General features: G+C 73.4%; 20 protein-coding genes and 1 pseudogene. 10 read left to right on the forward strand and 11 right to left on the reverse strand.

The annotated features are described in order from the left end of the window. Nucleotides 1-77 precede the first annotated feature (77 nt). Nucleotides 78-1,409: a serine hydrolase domain-containing protein gene (locus tag ACWG52_RS07720; protein ID WP_453128274.1), complete on the reverse strand. Its 1,332-nt coding sequence runs from the start codon at nucleotides 1,407-1,409 to the stop codon at nucleotides 78-80. 298 nt (nucleotides 1,410-1,707) lie between these two features. Here ACWG52_RS07720 and ACWG52_RS07725 point away from each other — a divergent pair, with 298 nt between their 5' ends. Continuing rightward, nucleotides 1,708-2,169 (forward strand): MarR family winged helix-turn-helix transcriptional regulator, encoded by a 462-nt coding sequence (locus ACWG52_RS07725; protein WP_390136895.1) that lies wholly within the window; start codon nucleotides 1,708-1,710, stop codon nucleotides 2,167-2,169. 27 nt (nucleotides 2,170-2,196) lie between these two features. Here ACWG52_RS07725 and ACWG52_RS07730 read toward each other — a convergent pair. The 3 genes and pseudogenes from ACWG52_RS07730 to ACWG52_RS07740 form a co-directional block, all read right to left on the reverse strand. Continuing rightward, nucleotides 2,197-3,320, reverse strand: a pseudogene (locus ACWG52_RS07730) (MBL fold metallo-hydrolase). A gap of 34 nt (nucleotides 3,321-3,354) precedes the next feature. Continuing rightward, the gene (locus ACWG52_RS07735; protein ID WP_389813761.1) at nucleotides 3,355-4,572 is read right to left on the reverse strand and encodes an aminotransferase class I/II-fold pyridoxal phosphate-dependent enzyme; all 1,218 of its coding nucleotides are present in this window, start codon (nucleotides 4,570-4,572) and stop codon (nucleotides 3,355-3,357) included. Nucleotides 4,573-4,811: 239 nt separating this feature from the next. Next, a complete protein-coding gene (locus ACWG52_RS07740) occupies nucleotides 4,812-5,384 on the reverse strand; it encodes a TIGR03086 family metal-binding protein (RefSeq protein WP_389813283.1) in 573 nt (190 codons plus the stop codon). Nucleotides 5,385-5,595: 211 nt separating this feature from the next. Here ACWG52_RS07740 and ACWG52_RS07745 point away from each other — a divergent pair, with 211 nt between their 5' ends. Then, nucleotides 5,596-6,456: a methyltransferase domain-containing protein gene (locus tag ACWG52_RS07745; RefSeq protein ID WP_389813280.1), complete on the forward strand. Its 861-nt coding sequence runs from the start codon at nucleotides 5,596-5,598 to the stop codon at nucleotides 6,454-6,456. Between the two features lie 248 nt (nucleotides 6,457-6,704). Beyond that, a complete protein-coding gene (locus tag ACWG52_RS07750; RefSeq protein WP_453128277.1) occupies nucleotides 6,705-7,073 on the forward strand; it encodes an LppU/SCO3897 family protein in 369 nt (122 codons plus the stop codon). Here the strand turns inward: ACWG52_RS07750 and ACWG52_RS07755 are convergent. Together ACWG52_RS07755 and ACWG52_RS07760 are read right to left on the reverse strand one after the other, a co-directional pair. Next, nucleotides 7,063-9,033 carry a DUF5107 domain-containing protein gene (locus tag ACWG52_RS07755; protein WP_390136905.1) on the reverse strand — a complete coding sequence of 657 codons (1,971 nt, stop codon included), beginning with the start codon at nucleotides 9,031-9,033 and terminating at the stop codon, nucleotides 7,063-7,065. The two genes, ACWG52_RS07750 and ACWG52_RS07755, sit on opposite strands and share 11 nt — an antisense overlap. Before the next feature lie 65 nt (nucleotides 9,034-9,098). After that, entirely contained in the window at nucleotides 9,099-9,998 is a 900-nt protein-coding gene (locus tag ACWG52_RS07760) for an arginase family protein (RefSeq protein WP_389813273.1), read from the reverse strand. Nucleotides 9,999-10,119: 121 nt separating this feature from the next. On the opposite strand from ACWG52_RS07760, the gene ACWG52_RS07765 reads away from it, so the two are divergent. Then, nucleotides 10,120-10,827: a hypothetical protein gene (locus tag ACWG52_RS07765; protein WP_453129051.1), complete on the forward strand. Its 708-nt coding sequence runs from the start codon at nucleotides 10,120-10,122 to the stop codon at nucleotides 10,825-10,827. Between the two features lie 39 nt (nucleotides 10,828-10,866). On the opposite strand, the gene ACWG52_RS07770 is transcribed toward ACWG52_RS07765, so the two are convergent. The 4 genes from ACWG52_RS07770 to ACWG52_RS07785 form a co-directional block, all read right to left on the reverse strand. Continuing rightward, the gene (locus ACWG52_RS07770) at nucleotides 10,867-12,903 is read right to left on the reverse strand and encodes a prolyl oligopeptidase family serine peptidase (RefSeq protein WP_390167742.1); all 2,037 of its coding nucleotides are present in this window, start codon (nucleotides 12,901-12,903) and stop codon (nucleotides 10,867-10,869) included. A 13-nt stretch (nucleotides 12,904-12,916) separates the two neighbouring features. After that, the gene (locus ACWG52_RS07775) at nucleotides 12,917-14,314 is read right to left on the reverse strand and encodes a M20/M25/M40 family metallo-hydrolase (RefSeq protein WP_390136908.1); all 1,398 of its coding nucleotides are present in this window, start codon (nucleotides 14,312-14,314) and stop codon (nucleotides 12,917-12,919) included. Between the two features lies 1 nt (nucleotide 14,315). Further along, the gene (locus ACWG52_RS07780; RefSeq protein WP_390136911.1) at nucleotides 14,316-15,149 is read right to left on the reverse strand and encodes a M55 family metallopeptidase; all 834 of its coding nucleotides are present in this window, start codon (nucleotides 15,147-15,149) and stop codon (nucleotides 14,316-14,318) included. A gap of 281 nt (nucleotides 15,150-15,430) precedes the next feature. Further along, the gene (locus ACWG52_RS07785; protein ID WP_033220130.1) at nucleotides 15,431-15,874 is read right to left on the reverse strand and encodes an SRPBCC family protein; all 444 of its coding nucleotides are present in this window, start codon (nucleotides 15,872-15,874) and stop codon (nucleotides 15,431-15,433) included. 423 nt (nucleotides 15,875-16,297) lie between these two features. Here ACWG52_RS07785 and ACWG52_RS07790 point away from each other — a divergent pair, with 423 nt between their 5' ends. From ACWG52_RS07790 to ACWG52_RS07800, 3 genes are all read left to right on the forward strand, one after another. Next, nucleotides 16,298-17,329 carry an Rv2578c family radical SAM protein gene (locus tag ACWG52_RS07790; RefSeq protein WP_390136913.1) on the forward strand — a complete coding sequence of 344 codons (1,032 nt, stop codon included), beginning with the start codon at nucleotides 16,298-16,300 and terminating at the stop codon, nucleotides 17,327-17,329. A 112-nt stretch (nucleotides 17,330-17,441) separates the two neighbouring features. Next, the gene (locus ACWG52_RS07795) at nucleotides 17,442-19,034 is read left to right on the forward strand and encodes an alpha/beta hydrolase (protein WP_453128280.1); all 1,593 of its coding nucleotides are present in this window, start codon (nucleotides 17,442-17,444) and stop codon (nucleotides 19,032-19,034) included. Nucleotides 19,035-19,080: 46 nt separating this feature from the next. Next, entirely contained in the window at nucleotides 19,081-19,500 is a 420-nt protein-coding gene (locus ACWG52_RS07800) for a RidA family protein (RefSeq protein ID WP_390136915.1), read from the forward strand. A 10-nt stretch (nucleotides 19,501-19,510) separates the two neighbouring features. On the opposite strand, the gene ACWG52_RS07805 is transcribed toward ACWG52_RS07800, so the two are convergent. After that, on the reverse strand, nucleotides 19,511-20,065 hold the full coding sequence (locus ACWG52_RS07805) for a HEAT repeat domain-containing protein (RefSeq protein ID WP_389813258.1): 555 nt from the start codon (nucleotides 20,063-20,065) through the stop codon (nucleotides 19,511-19,513). A gap of 396 nt (nucleotides 20,066-20,461) precedes the next feature. On the opposite strand from ACWG52_RS07805, the gene ACWG52_RS07810 reads away from it, so the two are divergent. The 3 genes from ACWG52_RS07810 to ccrA all read left to right on the forward strand — a co-directional run bounded on the left by ACWG52_RS07810 (nucleotide 20,462) and on the right by ccrA (nucleotide 24,966). After that, nucleotides 20,462-22,261 (forward strand): 3-hydroxyacyl-CoA dehydrogenase family protein, encoded by a 1,800-nt coding sequence (locus ACWG52_RS07810; RefSeq protein WP_389813255.1) that lies wholly within the window; start codon nucleotides 20,462-20,464, stop codon nucleotides 22,259-22,261. A gap of 163 nt (nucleotides 22,262-22,424) precedes the next feature. After that, nucleotides 22,425-23,237, forward strand: a complete 813-nt coding sequence (locus tag ACWG52_RS07815; RefSeq protein ID WP_389813252.1) for a TetR family transcriptional regulator — start codon at nucleotides 22,425-22,427, stop codon at nucleotides 23,235-23,237. Nucleotides 23,238-23,628: 391 nt separating this feature from the next. After that, the gene (gene ccrA / locus ACWG52_RS07820; protein ID WP_033220140.1) at nucleotides 23,629-24,966 is read left to right on the forward strand and encodes a crotonyl-CoA carboxylase/reductase; all 1,338 of its coding nucleotides are present in this window, start codon (nucleotides 23,629-23,631) and stop codon (nucleotides 24,964-24,966) included. Nucleotides 24,967-24,984: the final 18 nt, after the last annotated feature.

Raw genomic sequence — 24,984 nt, forward strand, 5'->3', positions numbered from 1 at the left:
TCGGCCGTCGGCGCGGGAGCCACGCCATCACAGCGGCCGTCGGCCACTCGTATGCCCAGGGCGAGGTCAGGGCGAGGTCAGGGCGTGGGGAGGTCGAGGCCGGTGTAGATCTGGTCGAGGAGGGTGGGCAGCATGGCCTGGGCCGTGGTCCGGCCGTCGGGTGACAGGGTCAGGTTCGTCCAGACGACGAGCGTGACGTCGTCGACCGGGTCGTGGCCGATGAAGGAGTTGAAGCCGGGGAGTTCACCGCCGTGGAAGAACATCTCCGCGTTCGGGCCGAACTTCTGGTGTGCGATGCCGTAGCCGTACTTCTGCCCGTCGGGCGCCGCCGGGTCCTCGGCCTGGGGGCTCTCCAGCCACTGGCGCTGGGTCGTCGGGGCCAGGACCTTGCCCGTCACCAGCGCCTTGATCCAGCCGGCCAGGTCCTCGGCGGTGGAGATCGCTCCGCCGGCGGCGGTGGCGTAGGAGGGGTTCTGGTGGGTGTGGTCGACGGGTGCGAGGGTGCCCGCCTCCGCCGCCTCGCGCAGGGCGTCCGGGTAGGGCTTGTCGACCAGGGCGTAGGCCGTGCCGCCGTACATGTAGCCGTGCGCGTAGGGCTCGGCGAGGGACCGGTCGTGGATGTCCGGCAGTGACGTCCCGGCGAGGCCCAGCGGGGTGAACAGTCGCTCCCGGAACTGCTGGGCGAGCGGGCGGCCGGCGGCCTTCTCGGCGACGAGGCCCAGCAGGGCGTAGTTGGTGTTGGAGTACTCGTAGTCCGTGTCGGGCGCGAAGTTCGGGGGCCGCCGGAAGGCGATGTCCAGGACGTCCCGCGGGGTGTAGGCCCTCCCCGGGTCGGCGTCCAGGGCGGCGGCGAGTTCGGGCGCGTCGGTGTAGTTGTAGAGCCCGCTGCGCATCTTCAGCAGGTCGGCGACGGTGATGTTCGCGCCGTTCGGCACGTCCGCGACGTACTTCGACACCGGATCGCTCAGCCGCAGCTCGCCGTCCTGCGCGAGGAGCATGATCAGCGCCGCGGTCATCGTCTTGGTGTTGGAGGCGATCCGGAAGTGGTCCCGCGCGTCCGGCGGCTCGGCCTTGCCCCGCTCGACGGTGCCGACGGCGGCCCGGTAGGTGCCCTGCGGGGTGCGGAGCAGCACCATGGCTCCGGGCACCATCAGCTTCTTCGCCAGGCGTGCGACGGAGGCCTGGAAGGCGGCCGGATCGATGGGCTTCAGCGCCGAGGCGGCGGGAGTGGGGGCGGGGGCGCGGGCGGGGGCGGAGGCCTCGGCCGAAGGAGCGGTCGTGGGGCTGGGTGACGGGTCCGCGAGGGCCAAGGCGGTCGATCCGGGGGCGAGGGTGGCGCCCGCGAGCAGGAGGGCCACGCAGGGCGCGAGCAGAGTCGGCCGGCGGCGGATCGCCCAGCAGGTCTTCATGCGCGCATCACGACCGTTGCGCTCGGCCCCCGACGCGGGTGGAACCACCACATTTTATCAACGGCGACCACCCCCGGCACCCCGGTGGCGCGCCCGCTCCCCCTGCGTGGCCACCCCCCGCTCCGCGCTCGCGGGGGCGCGATCGGGACGGGTTCCGCCGGGGGCTGGACCTCAAGTGCGGTTGAGTTCATAGGGTCTTGCCCAGCGCACCCCACCACAACGCACCACAGCGCGCCCCACCACACCACACCGCGGCGCGCCTCGGCGCACCGCACCGCCGACGGGGAGTCGATCCGCCATGGAGTACTCGCACGAAGACGCCGAACTGATCCGCCAGCCCATCGGCTACTGGAGCTGGGCCGCCTACGACGCGGTCGTCAACCGCACCCGCGGCGCCCTCGCCGAGCTCGGTACCACCCAGCCGCAGTGGTGGATCCTGGCCCGGGTCGCCCTGGCGGGCGACGAGGTCAGGACCCGGGACGAGCTGACCGCGACCCTGCGGGGCTACCTCGCGGTGGGCGAGGAGACGCTGTCCGAGGAGCTGGACACCGTCGTCGTCCGGGGCTGGATCACCCAGGACGACGGGGGGCGCCTGGAACTGACCCCCGAAGGGCGGGAGTTCTACGACAAGGCCGCGACCCTGCAGGGGGACCTGTGGGACGAGCGGCACGCGGGGATCTCCGACGAGGAGTACCTGATCACCCTGAAGGTGCTGCAGCGGTTCGTCCACAACGTGGGCGGCCGGGCCTGGCACCACTGAGCCGGCCGACGGAGCCACGAAGCCGCGTCACGCCTCCCCCGCCGCCTCCGCCTTCGCCCTCGCCTCCGTCCCGTCCGCGCCCATGTCTCCGTCTTCGGACCCGGCCGGTTCCGGGGCCAGGGTGCGGGAAGCGCCGACCGGCAGGTCCCAGAGGTCCTCGCGGGGCAGGCCGGCCCCGGACCAGGCGGCCAGGGTGCGGTGCAGGGGCTCCATGACCGGCTCGGCGGAGAGGACGAAGGTGGCCCAGTGCATGGGAGCCATCCGGCGGGCGCCGAGGTCGAGGTAGGCCCGGACGGCTTCCTCCGGGTCGGCGTGGACGTCGCCGAGCCACCAGCGCGGGGCGTACGCGCCGACGGGCAGGAGGGCGAGGTCGATGCCGGGGTGCCGGCGGCCGATCTCGCCGAACCAGTGCCCGTAGCCGGTGTCACCCGCGAAGTAGAGCTTCCGCGGCGCCGCGCCCCGGGTGTCGGTGAGGACCCAGCCGCCCCACAGGGACCGGCAGGTGTCCATCAGCGACCGCTTCGACCAGTGATGGGCGGGGACGAACTCGAACCGTACGCCGCCCAGTTCGGCGGACTCCCACCAGTCGAGGTCGGTGACCCGGGTGAAGCCGCGGCGGCGGAACCAACCGGCCAGGCCCGCCGGTACGAAGAGGGGCGTGTGCCGGGGCAGCCGCTTGAGGGTGGGGGCGTCGAGGTGGTCGTAGTGGTTGTGGCTGATCACCACCGCGTCCACCGGCGGCAGGTCCTCCCAGCGCACCCCGACCGGCGTCATCCGGGCCGGGGTACCCAGGATCCGCCGGGACCAGACCGGGTCGGTCAGCACGGTCGATCCACCGATCCGCAGTACCCAGCTGGCGTGTCCGGCCCAGGTGACGCAGATGCCGCCGAGAGGCACGGAGGGCAACGGGCCGGGCTCGTACGGCAGGTCGGGAATGCCGCGCAGCCCTTCGGGGCCGGGCCGGAAGGCGCCCTCGCGGGCGAGCCGGGCGTAGGCGCGGACCCGGGGAGCGGGGTGGTCAGCCGGTCGGCGAAGGAGCGCGGCCAGCGTCGGTGTTCACCGAGCGGGCGCGGCGCGCGGGTGGCGGCGGGTCGTGCCGGCACCACGGGGGCGGAGGGGGCGGGGGCGGGGGCGTCCGTCCGGTCCCTCATCGCGAAGTCTCCGTTCACCGGGGTCGGGTGGCGGTCAGGCCAGCCCGGCCAGGACTGATCCGAGGAGTTCCAGGGAGTCGCGTACGTGCGGGAGCGCGAGCGGATCGCGGGCGGTGAGCGCCGCCAGCCGCTCCTGCGGGGTGGCTCCCAGCAGTGGCCCGGTGGACAACCGCACGCGCAGCGCGCCCAGTTCGTCGGCGAACCGCTGCCCGCCGGGCGTGGGCGCGCCGAGCCGGCCGCCGAGCCAGTCCTCCAGTTCCATGGCGTCGCCGACCCCGTGCCGGGCGAGGCCGGCGCGCAGCGGGGTGAGGTCGGCGTACAGGTGCCGGCCGGCCTGTGGGGGCCGGGCCAGGGCCCCGGCCGCGAGCAGGCGCCGGTGCGCCTCGGTGGCCACCACGCCGTGCAGGGTGGCGGCGGCGTACGCGCGCCCTGCGACGGCGTCGGGTTCGTCGAGGGCGTGCGCGGCGGCCCCCGCGACGGGGCCGGCGACCATCGCTCCGGTGGCGGTGAGGACGTCGAGGGTACGGGCGCGCAGCCAGGTCCCGCGCGGGGTGTCGGGGAAGCGGGCGACGGCGGCGGGCCAGCCGGCCGGCAGCATCGAGCCGGACAGGTCGACGAGGACGGCCGCCTGCTCGGGGAGCATCTCGGCGGGGCTCAGGACCAGGGTGTCGTGGGGCCGGTGGACGGTGTCGCGCCAGCTCTCGTCGCTGACGACGAACAGTCCGGCGGATTCGGCGGCCTCGCAGGCCTCGCGCACCAGCTCGGGCGGCGGCACGGTCGCGGTGGGGTCGTCGGCGACCGACAGCAGCAGCACGCGCGGGTCACCGCCCTCGGCGCGCACCCGTCGTACCGTCTCCAGCAGGGCGTAGGGGTCGGGTACGCCGCCGCACTCGGCCGGGGTCGGCACGTGGTAGGCCCGCCGGCCCAGCAGCCGGACCTGCGGGGTCCACCACGCGGGACAGGGCCGGGGCAGCATCACGTCTCCCCCGTACGCCCCGAGCAGGGCCAGGAGCAGCGCGGGCGCTCCGGGTCCCGCGGCCACGTTCTCGGGGGCGGTGGGGAGCCCGCGGCGCCCCCAATGTCGACAGGCGGCCTCCCGTAGGGCCTCGCCGCCGCCAGGGGGTTCGGGGGCGGCGCGCCCCGCGGCCGCGGCGAGGACGGAGACCAGCTCGGGGAGTACGGGCAGGCCGGGCTGGGGGGCGGGTGGGCCGTACCGGACCGGGCCGCGGCCCTCCGCCGCCGTGCGCTGCATCCCCGCCACCGCTTCCCGCCTTCCGCGCTCGCCCTGCCGGGCCCGCCGGGCTCCGCGAAGCCCCGCGCTGCCGCACGACTCCCCGCCAGACCTGACCTTTATACGATTATTTGAGGCGGTACGCCTGTTGTGCGGGGCGTGGGACGCGGCTCGCGGCTAGCGGCTCTCGGCTCTCGGCTCTCGGCTCTCGAAAGCGGGATGGGGTGTGCGGTACCGCGCGGCGCCCGCCCGGCGGCGCGTCAGCCCTCGCGCCCGACCATCGCGAGGAGCCTGGTCTGCGCGTCCGCGCCCGCCGGGACCTCCACCGGCTCGGCGTACTGACCACTGGCCGCGAGCCCGTCGGCGTACGGCATGATCTCCTTGATCGAGAACTCGACGAGGCTGTCGGGCAGTCGGTCCGAGGCGCCGATGCCCCGGGCGAGGTCCCAGGTGTGCACGACACAGTCGGCGGTCAGCTCCGAGCAGTACGCCGATCCGAGCGCGGAACCGTACGACAGCCGCACCGCCCTGTCCAGCGCGCCGGACGCGGCGAAGGCGGCGTGCGCGGCGGCCGAGGCCCGGTCCCAGGCCGCGACCGGGTCGTCGCCCAACACGTCCCCGGAGAAGCTGCCCTCCAGCTGCTCGACGGTCCGCCCCTCGGCGACCAACGGCGGGATCCAGAGCTGCTCCGCGGTGACGTGGTTGACCAGCTCCCGCACGTTCCATTCCGCGCACGGGGTCGGCGCTCCCCACTGGTCGCCGCGGATGTCACGCACCCGCTCGCCGAAGAGCCTCAGCGCCTCGGCGTGCCGTTCGAGCAGCGCGTCCGTCATGACCCTCACCGCCCTCCGCCATGGAGATGTGCCCCTTGCAGCCACTCTCCTCGCACCTCCGTCACCCTGCCACCGCCCTGTCCGACGCCCTTGGCGCACAAGCCTCCCGTCCACATGTCAAAACGGTGATCTCAGATGGCGAACTGATCGTCTACGGTGGGACCAACGCTTCGACCAACGCTTCGACGAGGAAACGAGGAGGGGGCCGGTCATGACCGACGCCAGGGGAACCGCCGCCGCGGAAGCCGCCGAGGAGACCGCCAAGGAGACCGCCGTCTACACGCACGGCCACCACGAGTCGGTGCTGCGCTCGCACCGCTGGCGCACCGCCGAGAACTCCGCCGCGTACCTGATCGGCGAGCTGCGCCCGGGGATGCGGGTGCTGGACGTCGGTTGCGGCCCGGGCACCATCACCGCGGACCTGGCGGAACTGGTCGCACCGGGCGGCCACGTCACCGCTGTCGACGCCGCCGAGGACGTCCTGGCACAGGCTCGGGCGCACGCCGCCGAACGCGGCCTGGGCGATGTCGTGTCCTTCGCCACCGCCGACGTCCACGCGCTGGACTTCCCGGACGACTCCTTCGACGTGGTCCACGCCCACCAGGTGCTGCAGCACGTCGGCGATCCGGTACGGGCGCTGCGCGAGATGCGGCGGGTGTGCCGGCCGGGCGGGATCGTGGCCGCGCGCGACGCCGACTACGCGGCGATGACCTGGTACCCGGCCACGCCGGGCCTGGACGACTGGCTGGGTCTGTACCGGCGGGTGGCCCGCGCCAACGGCGGCGAACCGGACGCCGGCCGCCATCTGCGGGCCTGGGCCCGACAGGCCGGTTTCACGGACGTGACCTCCTCGGCGAGCGCCTGGTGCTTCGCCACCCCGGAGGAAACCGCCTGGTGGTCGACCCTGTGGGCGGACCGCACACAGGCCTCCGCCTACGCGGCCAACGCCACCGGCGGCGGCCACACGACGGACGCGGAACTGGCTGCGGTCGCCGAGGCCTGGCACGCCTGGGGCGCGGACCCCGACGCGTGGTTCTCGGTCCTGAACGCCGAGATCCTGTGCCGGGCCTGACGCGGTAGGGGCTCGGCTGTGGGAGTGTCGGCGCCTTGATACAGCGTGCGCACGTCAATGAACGCGTCACGCACATCGGGGGACACACCCATGACCCATCCGCCGCAGCCAGGCACCAACCCGTACGCCCAGCCCGGACAGCCCGGCCCCTACGGCCAGCCCGGCCAGCCCGGCCCGTACGGCCAGCCCGGCCAGCCCGGCCCGTACGGCCGGCAGCCGCCGCAGGGACAGGGGCAGGGTCCCCAGCCGTGGTCCGCTCCGCCGGCGCCGCCCGCCCGGCGTGGGGCATGGGCGTCCTGAAGATCCTCAAGATCATCGGCGTCGTGGCCGTCCTCATCGCCGTCGGCGTGGGCTACTTCCTGAGCCAGGACGACGCCGACCACGCCAAGGCCGGCGACTGCCTGAAGAACAACGGGACCCAGATCTCGCCCGACCTTCAGATGGTCGAGTGCGGCGGCGCCACCGCCGAGTACAAGGTGGTCCAGGTGCACCAGGACACGCTGGACACCGCCAAGTGCGAGAACGTCTCCGACATCGGCTACCAGGAGCAGACCAGCGGCGGCCGGCGCTCCTCGGGCAAGAGGTTCGTGCTCTGCATCGACAAGATCAAGAAGTAGGCGGCCGCATCCGGAAGTCGTAGCGCGCGGGCAGCGGGCAGTCGGTGAGGGAGGACCAGACTTCGGCCAGGGTCTCCTCACCCTCCCGCAGGTCCGGGAGTTCGAACCCGTCCTCGAAGACCCGACGAGCCGCCCGCACATGGCCCTCGGCCGCGAGCAGCCGGGCCGCGAGGAGCCGGAAGCGGCCCTGCTCACGCAGGGCGGGCCGCAGCCGGTCCCAGACGGCGCGGGCCTCGGGCAGCCGGCCCGCCGCGAGGAGGGCGACCATCGCCTCCCGGCCGAGCGCCGACTCCGCGGCGGACCACGGCTCGCCGCCACGGCTCTCCACGGCCAGGTCCTCGAAGGCCGCCGCGAACCCGTCGGCCGCCCGCGCCACGTCGCCCGCCAGGGCGTCCGCCATCGCCAGGCACCGCAGCAACGGCCACCGGGAGGGGGCCAGTGCCAGCCCGCGCTCCCAGCTGCGTACCGCCTGGGCCACGTCCCCGGCATGCCACTGCGCCACGCCCAGGTGGTACTCCGTCAGCGGATCCGCCGGGGCCGTCTCCAACATGTCCCGCCAGTGCGGGGCGACCAGGCTCGGCCCGGGCGGGACCACCCGGCGCGGCGCCGGCAGGGCGCCCGTGCGCCAGAGCTGGAGCCACGGCTCCTGCTCCTCCTCCAGCAGGTCCTCCCCGAAGGGGGTGCCGGGCAGTTCGAAGCGCCCGCACAGCAGCTCCAGCGCGCCCCAGCCCGAGCCCCGGGCCAGCCGCTCCCCCGGCTCGGTGTCGGCGCTGCCGCGCCACTCCTCGTACGCCGCCTCCACCCGCTCCCGGGGCAGTACGGTGTCCAGCGCACCCTCGGCCGCGCCGCGGGCCGCCGCCCAGTCCGCGCCGTGCACCTGCGCCGGCTCCGCCGACAGCGGCCCGTACGCCTCCAGCCAGCTGAACTCCGCCCCGCCCTCCAGCCGTACGTGCTCCAGCTGGGTCCGGGCCAGCCCCGCCTGGATCTCCGCGTAACCCCCCGTGCCCGGCTCGGTCAGCCACTCCTGCCAACGCCGGCCGCCACCGCCCGCGCCCCACACGAACAGCTTGCGCCCGCGCAACCGCGCGGTGGAGGTCTGCACGAGCCCGTGCCCGGCGGCGTCCAGGGAGGCGATCCAGGGCCTGGCCCCGTCCGGGACCTCGTAGAAGAAGTCGGCCGGATACTCGCCGCGCAGCGGGTACGTGCGGTCCGCACCCTCCCACTCCGGTACGGGGATGCGGCGCAGGGACCGCTCGTAGCCGAAGTGCCAGGCCTCGTCGGCGGGGGCGAGCACGCGCGTGCCCGCGTCCTCCGGGACGGCGATGTTGGACCACCAGTACACCGGGGCGGGCCGCTCGTGCGGATTGCGGACGCGGACGCCGACGTAGAGGAACTCCGAGTCCTGCGGCAGCCACAGGTCCACCTGGAAGGGGAGGTCGCGCAGCCGCTCCCACTCCCACAGCCGGACCATCACGCCCCCGTCCGGGGCCGGGACGAGCGCGGCGTGCACCGGGGCGCAGGACAGGGTGGTGTGCCCGGTCGCGCCGGTGTTCCACTCGATGCCGCCGGAGAACCAGGCTCCGTTGAGCGCGAAGTTGGCGGGCTGGAACACCGGGTTGCGGTAGAGGAGTTCCCGTCCGGTCGGCAGGTGCACGAGCGAGTGGACGCGCCCGCCGAGGCTCGGGAGCACGGTCACCCGCAGGTGGTCGTTCTCGATGACGATCGACTCGAACTCCCGCTCCGCGCGCTGCCGTCCGTACCCGTCGCGGATCCGTACGGGCAGCAGGGAACGCAGTGGCTCGTAGCCGATCTGCCGCGCCATGTCGCGCGGCATCCCCTCGCGCGCACGTTCGTCCAGGGTGTGCGCCTCGTCGGGCGCGCGCAGGGCGGGCAGCGGGTTGTCCGCGCCCAACGGGGCGGCGGGGAGGGTCAGTACGGCGCGTCGGACGGTGGTGGCCATGAAGGAAATGGAACACGCCACGGCGGCCGGTGCACAGGGGTTCCGCGGATCACCACCGGTCAGGATTACGCAAAGGCGCCCGCCACCAGGTCGGCGAGGAGGACGCCCGCACGCCCGTCCGGATCCAGGTCCGGGTCGTAGATCGTGACGTTGAGCCCGGCGCAGCGCGGCGAGCCCACCAGGACGGCGAGCAGCTCGGCGAGTTCGTCGGGGAGCAGACCTCCGGGGTCGGGGCTGTCCACGGCCGGCATGACGCTCGGGTCCAGCACGTCGGCGTCCAGGTGCACCCAGAACCCGGCGGTGTCCGGCGGGTGCAGCCCGTCGAGCGCCGCCCGGGCCACCGGTCCGGCGCCGCGTCGGCGGATGTCCCCGACGGTGGCCACCGGGATCCGGGCCGCGTGCAGCTCGGCGAGGTCCGCGTCGCCGTCGCGCAGCCCGAACAGTCGTACGTCCTCGTCGCGCAGATAGGGACCGCGTCCCTCCAGGTCGGCGAGATCCGCCTGGCCGCGGCCGGTGGAGAGGGCCAGCTCCTCGCCGCCGGCGGCGCCGACGGGCCCGTTGACGGCCTCGTTGCCGGGGTGGCGGAAGTCGGCGGAGCCGTCGATCGCGGCCAGCCCGTAGCGCCCGAGGCGGCGCATGGCGAGGGCCGCGCCGAGCTGGATGGAGCAGTCGCCGCCGAGCACGACGGGAAACTCGCCCGCCCGCAGGTGTCGTTCGATCCGGTCGGCGAGGGTGACGGTGTACGCGGCGAGGGCCTCGGCGTGGAACACGCCGTCGCCCTCCCGCCAGTCCCCGCGGTCGTAGCGCGGCGGCACCACCACCCCGCCCTCGACGGCACCGAGTCGAGCCAGCAGGCCCTGCTCACGCAGGGCCCCGGCGAGCTTGTAGACACCCGGCACGACGCCGGGCGCGGGCGGACGCAGCCCGAGGTTGGAGGGGGCGTCGAGAAGCACGAGGGTTCGCATCCCCCCATCCTGTGCGATGCGCCCCCGCGGAGCCCGACATTTCCCGGGCACAGCCGCAGTATCTTGATCGCACCATCCGATCGACACGACCGCCGGTCGATGGCAGCATCACCGCGTGATCATGGACGAGACGACGCGGACGACGGTGCTCCGCCGGGCCGCTGTGAACAACGCAGCGTGGTGTGACGCGGTCGGTCGGGCGCACGGGCTGATGCCCGGATACGACGGCGAGCGCCTGTGGTTCAGCGCGCGGCGGACTCCGCCGATGTATCCCGATGCCGTCACCCTGCAGCCGGCCGTGTCGGCGGGGAGCGTCGTCCGGGGTGTCGACATCGACTCGCCCGGCTGCTCCGTGAAGGACAGCTTCGCCGACCTGGACCTGGCCGGGGACGGCTTCGAGGTTCTGTTCGAGGCGCAGTGGATCCATCGGCCCACCGGGGACCCGCTCCCCGAGGCCGAGGGGGAAGCGGCCGGGCTGGAGTGGTCCGAGGTCGCGGACGCCGAGGAACTGGCGGCCTGGGAGGCCGCCTTCGACGGCCACGGGGGCGACCGGCTGTTCCGGCCGGCCCTGCTCCGCGACGGGATCGTCTTCCTGGCCGGGCGCGCCGGCGGTCGGATCGTCGCCGGGGCCGTCGCGAGCACCGGCGGGGGTGTGGTCGGCGTGTCCAACCTGTTCGGGGCCGCCTGGGCGGGTGTCCTCTGCGCGGTCTCCGACCGGTGGCCGGAGCTGGACGTGGTCGGCTACGAGCACGGGGAGGACCTGGCGGCGGCGGTCCGGGCCGGGTTCACGGCGATCGGACCGGTACGGGTCTGGCTTCTCGCCCGGTGATCGACTCGGCGCCGTCACCCGGGGTCTGAGCGCCCCGCGTCAGCCGTCCAGGTCCAGGTCCAGGTCCAGCCGTGGCACGTCGGTGCGTTCGATGCCGAAGACCTGGGCGTACAGCGAGAGTTCGGCCTCCAGCGCGCGCACCATGGTGTCCGCCCGGCGGAAACCATGGCCCTCGCCCTCGAAGGTCACGTACGCGTGCGGCACCGGCTCCGGGCGCCCCTGCAAGGCGTCGAGCAGCCGTTCCGCCTGGGCCGGCGGGCAGATCGGGTCCTCCAGGCCCTGGAGGAGGACGAACGGCGCCGTGATCGCGTCGGCCCGGGCCACCGGCGAACGGTCGCGGTTGATGACCGCCAGGGTCTGCGGCGGCCCGGCCAGGCCGTCGATGTAGCGGGATTCCAGGTCGTGGGTCTCCTCGGCGAAGCCCACCAGGTCCAGCACCGGGTAGATGATCGCGGCGCACGCGTACAGGTCGGTGGCGGCCAGCGAGGCCGCGGCGGTCCAACCGCCCGCGCTGCCACCGCGGATGGCGAGCCGGGCGGGGTCGGCGGTGCCCTCGGCGGCGAGCGCGCGGGCCACCGCCGCGCAGTCCTCCACGTCCACCACGCCCCACTGCTCACGCAGCCGCTCCCGGTAGGCGCGGCCGTAGCCGGTGGAGCCTCCGTAGTTCACCTCGACCACGCCGATGCCGCGCGAGGTGAAGTAGGCGATCTGCAGGTCGAGTACGGGCGGCACGTGGTCGGTGGGTCCGCCGTGCGCCCACACCACGTACGGGGGCAGTTCGTCGGCGGCGGCCCGGCAGGCCGGGTGGTGCGGCGGGTAGACGTACGCGTGGATCTGGCGGTTGTCGGGGCCGAGGAAGGTGCGGCTCTGCGGCTCCGGGTAGTAGGCCGGGTCCACCGGGTCCGGGCGCTGCGCGCCGACCGCCCGGGCGTGCCCGGTGGCGGTGTCCAGCTCGACCACCTCGTACGCGCTGCGCGGGCTGGCGGCGACCCCGTACACCCGGGTGCCGTGCACGGCGAGGGTCGGCTGCCATGCGGTCCACGGCCCGGCGGCGTCCACGAGGTCGCCGCTCTCCGGGTCGAGGATGCCGAGCACCGAGGAGCCCTGTCCGTGCAGGACGGCGACGAGCCCGGCCCCCGAGCCCGCGGTGTGCGGGGTGTCCCCGGGGAGCGGTGCGAGCCAGCGCAGCCCCGGCTTCCACAGTGGTCCGCCGAACTCCTCCTCCCGCGGGCAGAGGTTGATCGCCCAGCCGGTCCGCGGATCCACGCTGTACGGGTTCCACCAGCCGCCGCGGTCGCTGACCGCGAGGAGGTTTCCCTCGGCCGTCCACTCGACCTGGGCGACGGCCTCGTCGGGGCCGCCGAGCACGGTCCGGGCGTCGGCGAGCTCCCCGCCGTCGGTGACCTCCGCGACCCGCAGCTCCGTACCGTCCCACGGCATCCGGGGGTGGTCCCACACCAGCCAGGCGGCGCGCCGGCCGTCCGGGGAGAGCCGGGGACCGGTGGTGAACCGGTACCGGTCGTGCGTCAACTCCCGCACCGCGCCGCGGTTCTCGGCCGCCGAGCCGTCGAGCGGTACGGCGGCCGACACGCGCCGCACATCGGTCGGGCCGGGCCCGGTGAACTCCTCCAACACGCACCACACTTCGCCGCCCCGCAGCACCGGGTCGGCCCAGCGCAGGCCGCCACCGGTCCGGGAGACGGGGGTGAGGGGCCGCGGCTCGGGGCCGCCGGGCGCGTCGGGCTCGTAGGCGTACAGCCGCTGGTCGGCGAAGTGGACGAACACCAACAGGGGTCCGTCGGCGGGCCGTTCGGCCCCGGCCCAGGGCAGGCCCCCGTACTCGGTGACGCGGCTGCGCACGTTCCACGGGGCGGGCAGTTCGGTGATCTCGGGCTCGCCGTCGACGAGGCGGCGGCGCACCAGGGTGCGGCGGCCGGCCTCCTCGGGCCTGGGTTCGGTCCACCAGACCTCGGGGCCCACCGTGCCGAGGTACTCGGGCCGCCCGTCGAGCGAGGCGGCGAGGCCCGCGTCGATGGGTGAGGGCCAACTGCCGTAGGGCCGGGTCGTCGCCGTCATCACCGGGCCCCGCTCACAGGGTCCGCAGCGCGTGGTCGAGGACGCGGACGCCGAAGTGCAGGGCGTCGACGGGCACCCGCTCGTCGACGCCGTGGAAGAGCGCCCAGTAGTCGAAGCCGGGCGGCAGCTTCAACGGGGAGAAGCCGTAGCCGGTGATGCCGAGGCGGGAGAACTGCTTGGCGTCGGTGCCGCCCGCCATGCAGAAGGGGACGACGTGGCCGTCGGGGTCGAACCGCTCGACCGACTCGCGCAGGATCGCGTACGTCCGCCCGTCCACGGGGGCCTGCAGGGCGACCTCCCGGTGGTGGAACTCCCACCGCACGTAGGGGCCGGTGAGGGCGTCGAGGGTGGCGACGAACTCGGCCTCACCGCCGGGCACGGTCCGCCCGTCGACGTATCCGGTGGCGTGTTCGGGGATCACGTTGAGCTTGTAACCGGCGCTCAGCATGGTCGGGTTGGCGCTGTTGCGGACGGTGGCGCGGACCAGGGCGCCGGCCGGGCCGAGTGCGTCGAGGAGCTCGTCGACGTCGAGGTCCGGCCGCCGCGGGTCCACCGACAGGCCTTGCAAGGCGGCGAGTTCGGCGATGCAGGCGGTCACCGTGTCCGTGAGACGGACCGGCCATTCGTACGCGCCGATCCGCGCGACGGCACCGGCGAGCCGGCTGACGGCGTTGGCCCGGTTGGGCTTGGAGCCGTGACCGGCGGTGCCGTGCGCGGTCAGCTTCAGCCAGGCGGTGCCCCGCTCACCCGCCGCGATCGGGTAGAGGGTGCGGCCGCCGGGGCCGCCGTGCACGGTGAACGCTCCGGACTCGCCGATGCCCTCGGTGCAGCCTTCGAAGAGGTGCGGGTGGTGGTCGGCGAGGAAGCCGGAGCCGTCGACCGCGCTGTCCTCCTCGTCGGCGGTGTAGGCGATCACGATGTCCCGGCGCGGCTTGACTCCCGCGCGCGCCCAGGCCCGTACGACGGCCAGGACCATCGCGTCCATGTTCTTCATGTCGACGGCGCCGCGCCCCCAGACCACCCCGTCGCGGACCTCGCCGGAGAAGGGGTCCACGCTCCAGTCGGCGGCCTCGGCCGGGACCACGTCGAGGTGGCCGTGGACGAGGAGGGCCTCGGCGCCGCGGTCGGTGCCCTCGATCCGGGCGACGACGTTGGTGCGGCCGGGGGTGCGCTCCAGCAGGAGCGGCTCCAGGCCGGCGGCGGCGAGGCGCTCGGCGACGTACTCGGCGGCGGGGCGCTCGCGGCAGTCGCCGCCGCCCCGGTTGGTGGTGTCGATCCTGATGAGGTCGGAGGTGAACCCGACGGCCTCGTCGAGAGCCACCGCGTCCACGATCTCCACCGCATCCGCGGTGTCGACGACGCGGGCGGCGTGGGCGGCGCCGGCCGGGACCTCGGCGTTGATTGCGCACATGTCAGCCATACTGCTCCTCCACGGCCGCCGAGACGACCGTCGTGACCGCTTTGAAGGCCCGGATCCCCTCGTACATGGTTTCGCTGGAGTACGCGACCTTGCGCTCGCCGGACCGCTCCACGCCGGGGACCACCGTCGCGGACATCGCCAGGTGCGCGGCGTCGAACTCCAGCTCCACGGTGAAGGGGCCGCCCCGGACCGGCTCGTGCCGGACGGCCAGGGCTGCGGCCTCCTTGGCTGCGGCCCGGATGTCGGCGGCGGTACGGGCCGGGGTGCGGCACACGGCGGCGTAGCGCGAGACGTGGTCCTTGACGGCTACGGTCACGGCCGCGGGGGCGTATCCGGCGGCGTCCACGCAGGTGAGGTCGTCGCCGGTGACCAGGACGACGGGGACCCCGTACTCGGCGACGACGTGCGCGTTGAGCAGCCCCTCGCTCGCGCGCGTCCCGTTGACCCAGACTCCGGTGATGGAGTTGGCGAGGTAGGTGTGGGCGAGGACCCCTTCGGAGCCGGCTCCGGTGTGGTAGCCGACGAAGGCGACGCCGTCGACGTCGCCGTGCTGGACCCCCTCGACCATGGAGAGGGTCTTGTGCCGGCCGGTGATCATCTCGGCGCGGGCGTCGAGCTTCTCCAGGAGCAGGTTGCGCATGGTCCAGTGCGCCTCGTTGATGAGGACCTGGTCGGCTCCGCCGTCGTAGAAGCCCAGTACGGCGGCGTTGACGTCGGAGGTGAACATCGCGCGGCAGCGTTCCCACTGCGGCGTTCCGGGCAGCACGTCCGCGGGCCAGGTGACGCCGGTGGCGCCTTCCATGTCGGCGGAGATGAGGATCTTCATCGGGCCCCCGGGCGGTCGGTTGCGCTCAGGGTGCCACCCTAGCCGCCGAGATCCCCGGAGGCCGTGGGGCGCACGCCCCGGCGCGGCGCGCGGTGGCGGACCCTCGGCGCGCGGGTGCGCGGCCCGCGGGTGCGCGGCGTCCAGGCGGCGACCCGCCGGCCCGTGGCCCTGCCGACCGTGGCCCTCCCGGTCCGCCCGCGCGCGGCCTGCGGACGGTCGGCGCGCCGGGTTCACCCGATCCGGTGAGGCCGCGATTGCGGCCTCACCGTCAACGCCGTTGCTCAGCGCTCCACTTCGGTGGCCAGGTTCTCCAGCACGGAGTCGTAGATCCGGCCGAGGCCCTTGGGCGCGAAGGTGCGCTCGAAGAAGCCGCCGATACCACCGGCGCCGTTCCAGACGGTGGTGACCACGGCCTTGGACTTGCCCTCACCGGCGGGGGTGACCCGCCAGGTCGTGACCATCGAGGAGTTGCGGTCCTTCTCCACCAGTTCACCGTCGGTGGGCTCGCTGACCTCCAGCAGGCAGTCGCGCACGCGCTTGCTGGTGGCCTGCAGCTTCCAGTGCACCAGGGTGCCCTCGCCGTCGCCGCCCTCGCGCACCTCGTACTCGCTGAAGTGCTCGGGCAGCAGCTTCTTGCGGGTCCCGGTGTAGTCCGCCAGCGCGTCGAACACGGTCTCCGCGTCAGCCGCGATGATCCGCTCCGTGGTGGCCTCGACCTGCGCCATAGCTGTTCCTCCAGCAGTTGTGTCCGCTCGTCACGGCGAAGCCAACCACCTCCGGGGCGGTGGCCCAAATCCGGGTCGGACGTGGCAGCGGAGCTTGACCAGGAGGGTGTCCCCGGGCAGCTCCTCCAGGTACCCGCTCCTGGTCGCCCCCCGGAGCAAGGGCAGGGGCGGGCGGTGGACGCAGGCGTCCGGGCCGTCGCAGTCGCCGTGGACGGCGGGTTCGTCCTCCCCGTACCACCAGCCGTCGAGGGTGAGTACGTGCCGGTGCCAAGGGGGCCGGCACTCACGGCGACGGCGAACTCCTCCCGACCGGCCGGCCCGACGGTCTCGGCGGCGGCTCCTCGTACCCCGAGCATTCGGCCCGCACGATCATGGGAACGTTTGTTCTATTCTCGGCGCCAGAGCTACCGAGGGAGGCGCCTCATGCGCTGGGAGAACCTGACCGAGGGATCCGCCGGGCCGGCCGCGCTGTTCGGGGCCGGAGCCGTCGTGACCCGCACCATCGACACCCCCGAGTTCCGGGGGATCACCTTCCACGAGGTACGCGCCAAGTCGATCGTCAACCGGGTGCCCGGCGCCTCGCGCATGCCGTTCGAATGGACCGTGAACCCGTACCGGGGTTGCAGTCATGCCTGTGTCTACTGCTTCGCCCGCAAGACGCACAGCTACCTCGATCTCGACACCGGCATCGGCTTCGACTCGCAGATCGTCGTCAAGACCAACGCCCCCGAACTGCTGCGCCGCGAGCTCGGCTCGCCCCGCTGGACCGGCGCGCACATCGCCATGGGCACCAACGTCGACTGCTACCAGCGTGCCGAGGGCCGCTACCGGCTGATGCCCGGGATCATCGAGGCGCTGCGCGACCGCGCCAACCCCTTCTCGATCCTGACCAAGGGCACGCTCATCCTGCGCGACCTCCCCCTCCTGCGGGAGGCCGCCGAGGTCACCGAGGTCGGCATCTCCGTCTCGGTCGGCTTCACCGACACCGGGCTCTGGCGGACCGTCGAGCCGGGCACCCCCTCCCCCGCCGCCCGGCTCGCCGCCGTACGGACCCTCACCGACGCCGGGATCGAGTGCGGGGTGCTGATGGCCCCCGTGATCCCCTTCCTCGGGGACTCCCCGGAGCAGCTGCGGGCGACCGTACGGGCCGTGGCCGAGGCCGGCGCGACCTCCGTGACACCCCTGGTACTCCATCTGCGGCCCGGGGCGCGCGAGTGGTTCATGGCCTGGCTGGGCGCCCACCACCCCCACCTGGTCCCCCGGTACGAGCGGATGTACGCGGGCGGCTCGTACGCGCCCACCTGGTACCAGCGCCGGATCACCCGCCAAGTCCACGAACTGGCGGCCGAATTCGGCATCGGCCCGGCCCGCCGGGGCGAGGCCCGCAGGATCGTCGTTCCGGAGCGTCCCGACGATTCCGCGCCCGCCGGGGCCACTCAGCTCAGTCTCCTGTGATCGTCGACGCCGCCTGAGCGGTCATCACATCGGGCCAATCAGCGGCCCAATCCCGCCTTCCAGGCGCGGTTTCCGGGACGATTCCGCCCAGAACCCTCGGCTGGGAGGCCTCATGCTCCACCCCTTGAAGAAGCGCGCCGCTGTCCTGCTGTCGATCTCCACCGTCGCCGCCACCGTCGCCGCCGCTCTCGCGAGCCCGGTCACGGCCGCGCCCGCCGCACCGGCCGATCCGGCCGCCCAGGCGCCGGCGCGGGCCGCGCTGCGCTGGACCGGCTGCAAGACTCCGCGTTACCCGACGCTGCAGTGCGCGTCCCTCAAGGTGCCCCTCGACCACGCACGGCCCGACGGCCGGCAGATCACCCTCGCCCTGACCCGGGTCCCGCACACCGGCCCCACCTCCCAGGGCCCGCTGCTGGTCAACCCCGGTGGCCCGGGCGGCAGCGGCCTCAGCCTCGCCGGTTACATCGCCTCCGCCCTCCCCAAGGAGGTGTCCGCCCAGTACGACGTGATCGGCTTCGACCCGCGGGGCGTCGGCAAGAGCGAGCCCACCCTGGACTGCGCCGCCGGCCACTTCAAGCCCGCCCGGCCGGACTCCGTCCCCATGGACGAGGCCACCGAGCGGGCCAACCTGGACCGGGTGCGCTCCTTCGCCGAGTCCTGCGGGACCAAGCACGCGGACGTGCTCCCGTACATCGACACCGTCTCGGCCGCCCGGGACATCGAGGCGCTGCGCGGCGCTCTGGGCGCGGAGCGGATCAGCTACTTCGGCTACTCCTACGGGACCTACCTGGGCGCGGTGTACGCCAAGCTCCACCCGGGCCGCGTGCACCGGCTCGTCCTGGACTCCGTGGTCGACCCGGCCGGGGTCTGGTACGAGGACAACCTCTCCCAGGACCTCGCCTTCGACGCCCGCCACAAGGCCTTCCTGGCCTGGGTGGCCCGGTACGACGCCACCTACAAGCTGGGCACGGACCCGGCGGCGGTCGAGCGGGCCTGGTACGCGATGCGGGACGCGCTGCGGGAGAGTCCGGCGGGCGGCAAGGTGGGTCCGGCGGAGCTGGAGGACACCTTCATGCCGGGCGGGTACTACAACGGTTACTGGCCGAACCTGGCCGAGGCCTTCGCCGCGTACACGGTGGCCAAGGACCCGAAGCCGCTGGTGGCCGCCTACGAGCGGTTCGGCGCGGTGGAGCCCTCGGCGGGCAACGGCTACAGCGTCTACACGGCGGTCCAGTGCCGCGACTCGGCCTGGCCGAAGGACTGGAACCAGTGGCGGGCTGACATGTGGCGCACCCACGCCAAGGCGCCGTTCATGACCTGGAACAACGCCTGGTACAACGCCCCGTGCGCGTTCTGGCCGACGGAGCCGCTGGACGCGCCGGACGTGACCAACGCGGATCTCCCGCCGGCCCTCCTGCTCCAGGCGACGGAGGACGCGGCGACCCCCTTCGAGGGGGCGCTCATCATGCGGGAGAAGCTGTCGGGCTCGGCCCTGGTGGTGGAGGAGGGCGGCGGCAACCACGGCATCGCCCTGAGCGGCAACAAGTGCCTGGACGAGAAGGTGTCGGCGTATCTGACGACGGGCAAGGCCTCGGACGCCACCTGCCCCGCGCAGGCGGCGCCGAAGCCGACCACGGCGACGCGCGCGGTGCCCGCGTCCGCCGGCGGCGCGGCCCTGCACGGCCTGCTCGGCTTCCGGGGCTGACGCCCCACGGATCGGGGCGGGAGGGCGAGCGGGCAAGATCGTGTCCATGACCACGACACCGTCGCCCCGCAGCCCTCTCACCCGTATCGCCGCGCCGGAAGGAGTCGCCCCGAGCCCGCACCACAGCCATGTCGTCCTCGGCACGGGGCGCTTCGTCGCCGTGTCCGGACAGTGCGCGCTCGACGAGCGGGGCGAGGTCGTGGGCGAGGGGGATCCGGCCGCCCAGGCCCGGCAGGTGTTCGAGAACCTGCGCCGGTGCCTGGCGGCGGCCGGGGCTACCTTCGACGACGTCGTGAAGCTCACCTACTTCGTCACGGACGTCGCCCACCTGCCGGCGGTACGGGAGGCCCGTGACGCGGTGATCCCGGCCGACCGCCTCCCGGCCTCCTCGGCGGTCGAGGTCTCGGCACTGTTCCGGCCCGAACTCCTGGTCGAGATAGAGGCCTTCGCGGTCGTCGCCGGATAGCGGGCCGCGATCAACGGCCCAGCTCGCGCAGCGCGGCCGTCGCCGCCACCGCCAGCCGGGGGTGCGACTGGGCGCGGACGAGGAGGTCCCGGGCGCGGGGGTCGGCGAGGGCGCCCAGGCCCTCGACGCAGGCCAGGGCCACCCGCCAGTACGGCTCGTGCGGGGACAGCAGCCGCCCCAGGGTGGCCAGCAGGGCCGGTACGGACTCGGGTGCGCGCAGGGCGGTGAGCAGCCGCACGGGCTGCAGGGCGTAGGCCGTGCGCAGGCCGTTGGTGGCGAGGGCCGCCGCCGCTCGGGCGGTGCGCGGGTCGTCGAGGACGGCCAGCGCCTCGGCGGCGGCCGCGCAGCGGGCCGGGTCCCGGTGGTTGAGGAGCAGCACGAGGGCTTCGAAGGCCCGGCGGTCTCCGGCGAGGCCCAGCCGGTACGCGGCCAGTTCGCGGGCCCACAGGGGCAGCCCGGCCGAGGTCAGGGAGGCCGCGAGGCCGTCGGGGGCGGCCGTGAGCAGCACCTCGTACTCGGGTGACGGTCCCGCCTCCGCCCGCAGGCGCTCCAGCACGTCGTTCACCCGGCCACCCTAGGGGGACACAGCGGTCGCCGTGCCGGGTTTCGGGACATCGGAGACAGCCGGTTGATCGATGATCGATGATCGGTACATTTGGGCGGTACAGGTCACATCTCCGCGCTCTGGCGGACCAGTTACCGGCGAGTTACTGTCGTTTCAACACGTACGAAGGCGGCCTGGTGACGCAGCCGCCTCGTGCCGGTCGGTTCGTATTCCACGGTGTGACCCCGGGACAGGGTTCCGCCGTTCTCGCCCCAGGGAGTCGTCTCCCCGCGGGCTCCCCTCCTCGGGCCCCCTCACCCCGGGCCCTTCCACCGCACGGCTCTTCCGTACGGCATCCGCGCGCGCCGTGCGCCGCGCGCCCCCTCAGTCGTCACCCTCTTCCACTGGAGTCCCTCGATGGACCGTCAGTCCAGTCAGCCCACCCTCCGGACCATCGCCGTCGTCGGCCTCGGCACGATGGGCACCGGCATCGCCGAGGTCCTCGCCCGGGCCGGTCGCGAGGTCATCGGCATCGACATCAGCGAGGCCGCCACCCACCGGGCCGCCACCGCCCTCGCCGCGGCCACCGCGCGCTCCGTCTCCCGGGAGCGGCTCACCGAGCAGGAGCGGACGGACGTGCTCGCCCGCTTCCGCACCTTCACCGACCTGGGCGCCGCCGCCGACGCCGATCTGGTCATCGAGGTCGTGCCCGAGTCGTACGAGATCAAGCAGCAGGTGTTCCGCGAGCTCGACGCGATCGTGCGGCCCGACACCATCCTCGCCACCGGCACGAACGCCCTGTCGGTGACGCGCATGGCCGCCGAGTCGCTGCGTCCGGAGCGCGTGCTGGGCCTGCACTTCTTCAACCCGGTCCCGGCGATGAAGCTGGTCGAGATCGTCTCCTGCGTCCTGACCGCTCCGCCGGCCGTCGAGGCGGTCACCGAACTGGCCCGCGAGCTCGGCAAGGAGCCCGTCCCGGTCGGCGACCGGCCCGGCTTCGTCGCCGACGGCCTGCTCTTCGGCTACCTCAACCAGGCCGCGGCCATGTTCGAGGCCCGGTACGCCTCCCGCGAGGACATCGACGCGGCCATGCGGCTCGGCTGCGGGCTGCCCATGGGCCCGCTCGCGCTGCTCGACCTGATCGGCGTGGACACCGCCCGTACGGTCCTGGAGGCCATGTACGCCTCCTCCGGCGACCGGCTGCACGCCCCGGCCCCGATCCTGGGCCAGCTCGCCGAGGCCGGCCTGACCGGGCAGAAGTCCGGTCGCGGCTTCTACACGTACGAGGCGCCGGGCAGCTCGGTGATCGTCCGTGACCTGCAGACCCCGCTGGACGGGTCGCTGGTGGGCGGCGGTCGTCCCGTCAGCTCGGTCGGCGTGGCCGGCTCGGGGACCATGGCGAGCGGGATCGCCCAGGTCTTCGCGCAGGCCGGCTACAGCGTGGTGCTCGCCGCCCGCAGCCAGGAGAAGGCCGAGGCCGCCAAGGCCGCGATCGGGAAGTCCTTGGGCCGTGCGGTGTCCAAGGGCCGCCTGACCGAGGAGGGCGCGGCCCAGACCCTGGAGCGGATCACTCCGGCGGGGTCGCTGGACGCGTTCGCCGAGGTGGATCTGGCCGTCGAGGCCGTCGCCGAGGACCTGGCGGTCAAGCAGGAGCTGTTCGCGGCCCTGGACAAGGTGTGCAAGCCGGGTGCGGTGCTGGCCACCACCACCTCCTCGCTGCCGGTCATCGCGGTCGCCCGGGTGACCTCGCGTCCGCAGGACGTGATCGGCATGCACTTCTTCAACCCGGCCCCGGCGATGAAGTTGGTCGAGGTGGTCCGGACCGTCCTGACGGCCGACGACGTGCACGCCACGGTCCGCGAGATCTGTCTCAAGGTGCGCAAGCACCCGGTGGACTGCGGCGACCGGGCCGGCTTCATCGTGAACGCGCTGCTGTTCCCGTACCTCAACAACGCGATCAAGATGGTCGAGCAGCACTACGCCGACATCGACCAGATCGACGCGGCGATGAAGCTGGGCGGCGGCTACCCGATGGGCCCGTTCGAGCTCCTCGACGTGGTCGGCCTGGATGTCTCGCTGGCCATCGAGAAGGTCCTCCACAAGGAGTTCCGCGACCCGGGCCTGGCCCCGTCCCCGCTGCTGGAGCACCTGGTGGCGGCGGGCTGCCTGGGCCGGAAGACCGGCCGCGGATTCCGTGAGTACGCCGCCCGCCGGTAATCCGTCGGGCCACGAGCCGGATGCGTGGGGAGGGCTGCTCGGGCCCGCCGGACCCTCACGGCGGGCCAACCCTCACGAGCCCAGTGCGGGCTCTCCCCCGCATCCACCCCTCTCCCACCCCCCGCAGGCGCGCTCCCCTGCACGAATGAAGTACTTTCGCTCTATGTCCCAGCCCGCCAAGACCTCGCCCCGCGCCGCCACGGCCTCCGACAGCCCGGAGAGTCCGGCCGGCACCAAGGCGGCCGCCCAGCGGCTCAAGATGCGCCGCGAGCTCGCCGCCGCGGCCATGGAGCTCTTCGCGACCAAGGGGTACGAGGCGACGACGGTCGACGAGATCGCCGCGACCGCCGGGGTGGCGCGGCGGACCTTCTTCCGACACTTCCGGTCCAAGGAAGAGGCGATCTTCCCGGACCACGACGACACCCTGACCCGCGCCGAGGCCGTCCTGGACGTGGCCCCGGCGCACGAGCACCCGCTCGACACGGTGTGCCGCGGGATCAAGGAAGTCATGAAGATGTACGCCGCCTCGCCGGCGGTGTCGGTGGAGCGCTACCGACTGACCCGCGAGGTGCCGGCGCTGCGGGAGCGGGAGATCGCCTCGGTGGCCCGGTACGAGCGGCTGTTCACCCGCTACCTGCTCGCCCACTTCGACGAGCACGACCACCACGACGGCAACGACGACCCGCTGCTGGCCGAGGTGGCCGCCTCGGCGGTGGTCACGGCCCACAACCACGTGCTGCGGCGCTGGCTGCGCGCGGGGGGCCAGGGGGACGTGGAGGCGCAGCTGGACCACGCCTTCTCGATCGTCCGGAAGACCTTCGGTTCGGGCATCGGCGCGGGCCGTACCCCGGGCTCGGCGCCGGCCGCTCCGGCGGCGGTGCGTACGCAGGGCGAGGTGCTGGTCGCGGTGGCCCGCACCGATGCCCCGCTGGACGAGGTCATGCGCACCATCGAAGAGGCACTGCGCACCACGTAGTCACGCTCGTCGCGTCACTCATGTCACAGCGGCCGCTCCCGTTCCGGGGGCGGCCGCTTTCGTTTGCCCGACTTGCCCCTACTCGCGGGTAACTCTGATCGATCATCGCTCATCGGTGCAGGTCAATCGGCAAATGAGAGAAAGTTTTGGCACGCGGTGCCTTGCCGGGTGACACGGGGTGCCATACGTTGAAGTCGTCCGGATGTCCCCGCGACCCTCGCCCACACGGCGTGGAACGCGCCCCGGATTGCCTGCGTCACCAGGCACCGCACGCCTCACCACGGGCGTAGCCCAGCAGCACCGCACCAGCCGGACCGACGGCACACCACACCCGCACCACGCACCCCGTTTACCTCAGCGCACCCTCATCAGCGCTAGCCGGAGGCTCACCGTGAAGGACATCCTGGACGCGATTCAGTCGCAGTCCGCCACCGCCGCAGACTTCGCAGCCCTGCCGCTGCCCGACTCGTACCGCGCGATCACCGTGCACAAGGACGAGGCGGAGATGTTCGCGGGGCTGACGACACGCGAGAAGGACCCGCGCAAGTCCCTCCACCTGGACAACGTCCCGGTGCCGGAGCTCGGCCCGGGCGAGGCCCTGGTCGCCGTCATGGCCTCCTCGGTCAACTACAACTCCGTGTGGACCTCGATCTTCGAGCCGGTCTCCACCTTCAGCTTCCTGGAGCGCTACGGGCGCCTGTCCGAGCTGACCAAGCGCCACGACCTGCCCTACCACGTCATCGGCTCCGACCTCGCGGGCGTCGTGCTGCGCACCGGCCCCGGCGTCAACGCCTGGAACCCGGGCGACGAGGTCGTCGCGCACTGCCTCTCGGTCGAGCTGGAGTCCTCCGACGGCCACAACGACACGATGCTCGACCCCGAGCAGCGCATCTGGGGCTTCGAGACCAACTTCGGCGGCCTGGCCGAGATCGCGCTCGTCAAGTCGAACCAGCTGATGCCGAAGCCCGACCACCTGAGCTGGGAGGAGGCCGCCTCCCCCGGTCTGGTCAACTCCACCGCCTACCGCCAGCTGGTCTCCCAGAACGGCGCCGGCATGAAGCAGGGCGACAACGTCCTGATCTGGGGCGCCAGCGGCGGCCTCGGCTCCTACGCCACCCAGTTCGCGCTGGCCGGCGGCGCCAACCCGATCTGCGTGGTCTCCAGCCCCGAGAAGGCGGACATCTGCCGGGCCATGGGCGCCACCGCGGTCATCGACCGCAACGCCGAGGGCTACAAGTTCTGGAAGGACGAGCACACCCAGGACCCCCGCGAGTGGAAGCGCTTCGGCTCCAAGATCCGTGAGCTGACCGGCGGCGAGGACATCGACATCGTCTTCGAGCACCCGGGCCGCGAGACCTTCGGCGCCTCGGTGTACGTCACCCGCAAGGGCGGCACCATCACCACCTGCGCCTCGACCTCGGGCTACATGCACCAGTACGACAACCGCTACCTGTGGATGTCGCTGAAGCGGATCGTCGGCTCGCACTTCGCCAACTACCGCGAGGCGTGGGAGGCCAACCGCCTCATCGCCAAGGGCAAGATCCACCCCACGCTGTCGAAGGTCTACTCCCTGGAGGAGACCGGCCAGGCCGCCTACGACGTCCACCGCAACCTCCACCAGGGCAAGGTCGGCGTCCTCGCGCTGGCCCCCGAGGAGGGCCTGGGCGTCCGCGACCACGAGATGCGCGCCAAGCACCTCGACGCCATCAACCGCTTCCGCAACGTCTGAGACCGTTCAAAGGCCTAA

The organism is Streptomyces sp. CLCI03 (assembly GCF_053615355.1).